Annotated in this window: 6 protein-coding genes; all 6 read right to left on the reverse strand. The window is 58.9% G+C overall.

Annotated elements, in window-relative coordinates:
• A partial coding sequence (locus B4F73_RS05290; RefSeq protein WP_290482665.1) for a 6,7-dimethyl-8-ribityllumazine synthase occupies positions 1–212 on the reverse strand: 212 nt, incomplete at its 3' end.
• Positions 212–1339, reverse strand: coding sequence for a 3,4-dihydroxy-2-butanone-4-phosphate synthase (ribB, locus tag B4F73_RS05295; RefSeq protein WP_290482666.1), 1128 nt, complete (start codon positions 1337–1339; stop codon positions 212–214). The genes B4F73_RS05290 and ribB, both read right to left, overlap by 1 nt.
• Before the next feature lie 8 nt (positions 1340–1347).
• Entirely contained in the window at positions 1348–1965 is a 618-nt protein-coding gene (locus B4F73_RS05300; protein WP_290478858.1) for a riboflavin synthase, read from the reverse strand.
• A gap of 22 nt (positions 1966–1987) precedes the next feature.
• Positions 1988–2635 carry a RibD family protein gene (locus B4F73_RS05305; protein ID WP_290482667.1) on the reverse strand — a complete coding sequence of 216 codons (648 nt, stop codon included), beginning with the start codon at positions 2633–2635 and terminating at the stop codon, positions 1988–1990.
• A complete protein-coding gene (gene nrdR, locus B4F73_RS05310) occupies positions 2632–3102 on the reverse strand; it encodes a transcriptional regulator NrdR (RefSeq protein ID WP_206990407.1) in 471 nt (156 codons plus the stop codon). Before nrdR ends, B4F73_RS05305 begins: the two co-directional genes overlap by 4 nt.
• Positions 3103–3108: 6 nt before the next feature.
• Positions 3109–4338, reverse strand: a 1230-nt coding sequence (glyA, locus tag B4F73_RS05315; protein WP_290482668.1) for a serine hydroxymethyltransferase, incomplete at its 5' end; no start/stop codon positions are given.

Here is a 4338-nt window from a genome sequence, read left to right on the forward strand (position 1 = left end):
CCCCGGATCACGCAGCCCAGTGCCACAGCGCCGTCAAACCGGCCACTGTCGGCCGCCATGGCAATCAGGCCCGGCAGCTCGAACGCGCCCGGCACTTCCATGACCGTCACAGTCGCGCCAGCAGCTTCAAGAGCTTCCAGCGCGCCAGCTTCCAGCTCATCGGAGATGTGCTTGTAGTATTTCGAAATGGCGACAAGAACGCGGTCTGCCATCAGTTGTTCTCCTCATGAAGATTGCGCCACCCCTCTATCGTCAGGCCGTAGCCGTCAAGGCCTGCCAAGCGGGTGGGCTGCGTTCCGGACAGGTAGATCATGCGACGTACGCCCAAATCCCGCAGAATTTGAGCACCGACACCGTATTCACGAATGGGCGCGGTCGGATCGGGGGCCACTGAGGGCTTCAGGCCGAGCCGTTCGGCAATGATGTTCGGCCGCATCGTGTTCACGAACACGACCACGCCCGGTTCTTCAGCGTCAGCAATCACGCGCATCGCGCGCTCAACCAGGCCGTGTCTTGGGCCGTTTTCTCCCAGCACGTCCGACAGGATGTCCATCCGGTGTACCCGTACCAGCGTTGTGCTGTCCGGCGTGATATCCCCGTGAACGATGGCGATATGTTCCGAATTGTCGAGCGCGTTACGGAAACAGACCGTCCGGAACCCTTCCCCGTAACCGGAATCGAGCGGCGCTTCGACGCGGCGCTCCATGAACCGGTCATTCTTTCGGCGCCAGGCGATGAGGTCGGCAATCGTGCCGATTTTGAGATTGTGCAACTGGGCGAAGGCGATCAGTTCCGGAAGACGGGACATGGTGCCGTCTTCATTCATGATTTCGCAGATCACACCGGCCGGATAGAGGCCGGCCATGCGGGAAATGTCGACGGCCGCCTCTGTATGCCCGGCGCGGACGAGTGTGCCGCCTTCGCGCGCAATCAGCGGGAAGACGTGTCCGGGTGATACGATGTCCTCATGATCCTTGGTCGGGTCGATGGCGACGGCAATTGTCCGGGCACGATCATGGGCCGAAATACCCGTCGTGACGCCGTCTTTCGCTTCGATCGAGACCGTGAAGGCCGTTCCCATGCTTTCCCGATTGTTCCGGGTCATCATGTCGAGATTCAGCGTATGCGCGCGCTCCTGACCCATCGCCAGGCAGATCAGGCCCCGGCCGTGACGCGCCATAAAGTTCACATGTTCCGGCGTGGCAAAATTGGCCGGAATGATCAGGTCGCCCTCATTCTCCCGGTCCTCTGCGTCGACCAGGATATACATCCGGCCATTGCGGGCATCTTCGATGATCTCGTCAATCGAGGAGATTGCTTGATGAAATTCGCTGCTCATATCTGCCCTTATCCCTTCGGCGCATCCGCGCCGATCATCCGCGCCACGTAGCGTGCCAGCATGTCGATCTCAAGATTGACGCTGGAACCGGGCTGCAACTGGTTGAGTGTAGTCACCTCCCAAGTGTGGGGAATGATCGCCAACTCGAAATCACCATTCGGCAGGGCTTCAGCCACGGTCAGAGACACACCATTTACCGCCGCGGACCCCTTGGTCGCGAAGTAGCGCGCGATCTGTTCAGGTGGCCGTATGGTCAAACGATAGCTTTCACCTTCCGGTTCGACGGAAACTACCTGACCGACGCCATCAACATGGCCAAACACGAAATGGCCGCCCAACTCGTCGCCGAGTTTCAGGCTCTGTTCCAGATTGACGTGAGATCCAACCGTCCAGTCACCTAGAATCGTCTTGGAAAGTGTTTCCGGCACGGCTTCGGCGGCGAACCACGCGCCGCGCTCGCCCTGCCCCATATCCACGACCGTCAGGCATACGCCCGAATGCATGATGGACGCGCCCAGGGTGATATCTTCCAGCTTGTAGCGGCTTTCGACCTCAAACCGGCGAAGCCCATTGCGGTCCTCCACGGATCGGACGGTCCCGACATCGGTAACGAGGCCTGTAAACATTTTCCTGCCCTTAGTTTCTTATTCAGACCCTTACATAGGTGTCCAGGACATCAACCCCAATCCGTTCCGTAGCGATAGCGCGCCAACGTGACGCTTCGCCCAGATTGGAGAGTCCCAGGGCGGCGAGCGCTGGCAGGCCGTCTCCTCCGATCAGGATGGGGGCGCGAAACCAGGCAATTTCGTCCACAAGCCCTTCCCGAATGAAGCTGGCCGCCAGCGTGCCGCCCCCTTCTATCAGGAGAGATGCAATTCCTTCGATCTCAGCGCGATGAAGGAGGTCATTCACGTCCACGCGAATGCCTTTCCCGCAGCGCCAGATATCTACGCCGCTCGCTGCGAGGATATCCTGCGGCTGGCCATTGGTTGCGACAACAACGCGTCCGGATGAAACAGACTGGACCAGTCTGGAACTGCGCGGTGTGCGACCTTGAGAATCTGCGACGATCCGGATGGGTTGGATCTTGGGGAGTGGAACTGTTCGGGCGGTCAGCAACGGATCATCGGCGAGTACCGTGCCCACTCCAACCAGAACCGCATCATGCGCGGCGCGCATTTCATGTGCCCGTGCGCGTGACTCACTGGTCGTGATCCACTGGCTCGTCCCATCGGACAAAGCTATGCGGGCATCCAGCGATGTAGCGATCTTAAGGGTGACTTTCACCCCGCTCATTCAGGATCGCTCTCTTCTTCCAGCGATGTCTGCTCAATGAATTGAGCGAAATCGTTCGGATCCCTGAAATCCTTGTAGACACTTGCGAACCGCACATAACCGACCGGATCGACTTGCCGCAGCGCCTCCATGGCAAATTCGCCCACTTCATTGGACGTCACCTCGGTTTCGCCACCGCTTTCCAGCTTGCGCGCAATACCGGACACCATTTGGTCGATCTGTTCCCGATCCACGGGGCGTTTCCGCAAGGCGATGGTGATCGAGCGCGTCAGACGGTCCCGGTCAAACGGCACGCGTTTGCCATCCCGCTTCACCACCATGATCTCGCGCAACTGAACACGTTCAAACGTCGTGAACCGCGCACCACACGCCTCACATACACGCCTGCGACGGACAGCCGTGTTGTCTTCAGCCGAGCGGCTGTCCTTCACCGATGTATTCTCGGAACCGCAGAACGGACATCGCAAGGTCTATCAGCCTCCCAATCCATTATAGATCGGGAACTGCGCCGTCAGGGCTTTCACCTCTTCGCGCACCTTGTCTTCTGCTGATGTGCTTTCGCCGGACGCAACCGCGTCGACAATCTCGCCAATCCAGTTACCGATCTGCGTGAACTCATCCTCGCCGAAACCGCGAGTCGTTCCGGCTGGCGAGCCCACACGAATACCGCTGGTGATCATCGGCTTTTGCGGGTCGAAGGGTACGCCGTTCTTGTTACAGGTGATGAAGGCACGCTCGAGCGCATGCTCAGCGTCGCGACCGGTCACATTCTTCGGTCGCAAATCGATCAATGCGACGTGCGTATCCGTACCGCCAGAGACAACGTCCAGCCCGCTGGATTTGCAAGCCGCAGCCATAGCGCGCGCATTTGCAACAACTTGAGCCGCATAATTCCTGAATTCTGGCTGAAGTGCCTCTCCGAAGGCTACCGCCTTGGCCGCGATGACATGCATCAGCGGTCCACCCTGAATGCCGGGGAAGATGGCTGAGTTGATCTTTTTCGCGAGCGCTTCGTCATTGGTGAGGATCATGCCGCCACGCGGGCCACGCAATGTCTTGTGCGTTGTTGTCGTCGCGATATGCGCATGGTCCAGTGGGTTCGGATGCGCGCCGCCGGCAACGAGACCCGCAAAATGCGCCATGTCCACGAGGAACAACGCCCCAACCTCATCAGCGATTTCGCGGAATCGTTTGAAGTCAATTTCACGAGGATAGGCAGAGCCACCCGCGATGATCAGCTGCGGGCGGTGCGCCTTGGCAAGGCGCTCCACTTCCACGAAGTCAATTCGATCATCTTCCCGACTCACACCATACTGAACGGCATTAAACCATTTGCCGGACTGGTTTGGCTTGGCACCGTGGGTCAGGTGACCACCTGCGTCCAGGCTCATGCCGAGGATCGTATCGCCCGGCTTCAGCACCGCATTGAACACACCCTGATTAGCCTGGCTGCCGGAATTCGGCTGCACATTGGCGAATCCGCAATTGAACAGCTTCTTGGCCCGCTCAATCGCCAACTCTTCCGCAATGTCCACAAACTCGCAGCCACCGTAATATCGCTTGCCTGGATAGCCTTCAGCATACTTGTTCGTCAGCACCGTTCCCTGAGCCTCCAGCACGGCTTTGGAAACAATATTCTCTGACGCAATCAGCTCGATCTGCTGCTGCTGACGGGTACGTTCCTTCCGGATCGCATCGAACAG

The organism is Hyphomonas sp. UBA3601 (assembly GCF_002375605.1).
GTDB lineage: Bacteria > Pseudomonadota > Alphaproteobacteria > Caulobacterales > Hyphomonadaceae > Hyphomonas.

Coding starts and splice junctions, on each gene's coding strand:
- ribB (WP_290482666.1), bottom strand. CDS start 1,339: ATGAGCAGCGAATTTCATCAAGCAATCTCCTCGATTGACGAGATCATC.
- B4F73_RS05300 (WP_290478858.1), bottom strand. CDS start 1,965: ATGTTTACAGGCCTCGTTACCGATGTCGGGACCGTCCGATCCGTGGAG.
- B4F73_RS05305 (WP_290482667.1), bottom strand. CDS start 2,635: ATGAGCGGGGTGAAAGTCACCCTTAAGATCGCTACATCGCTGGATGCC.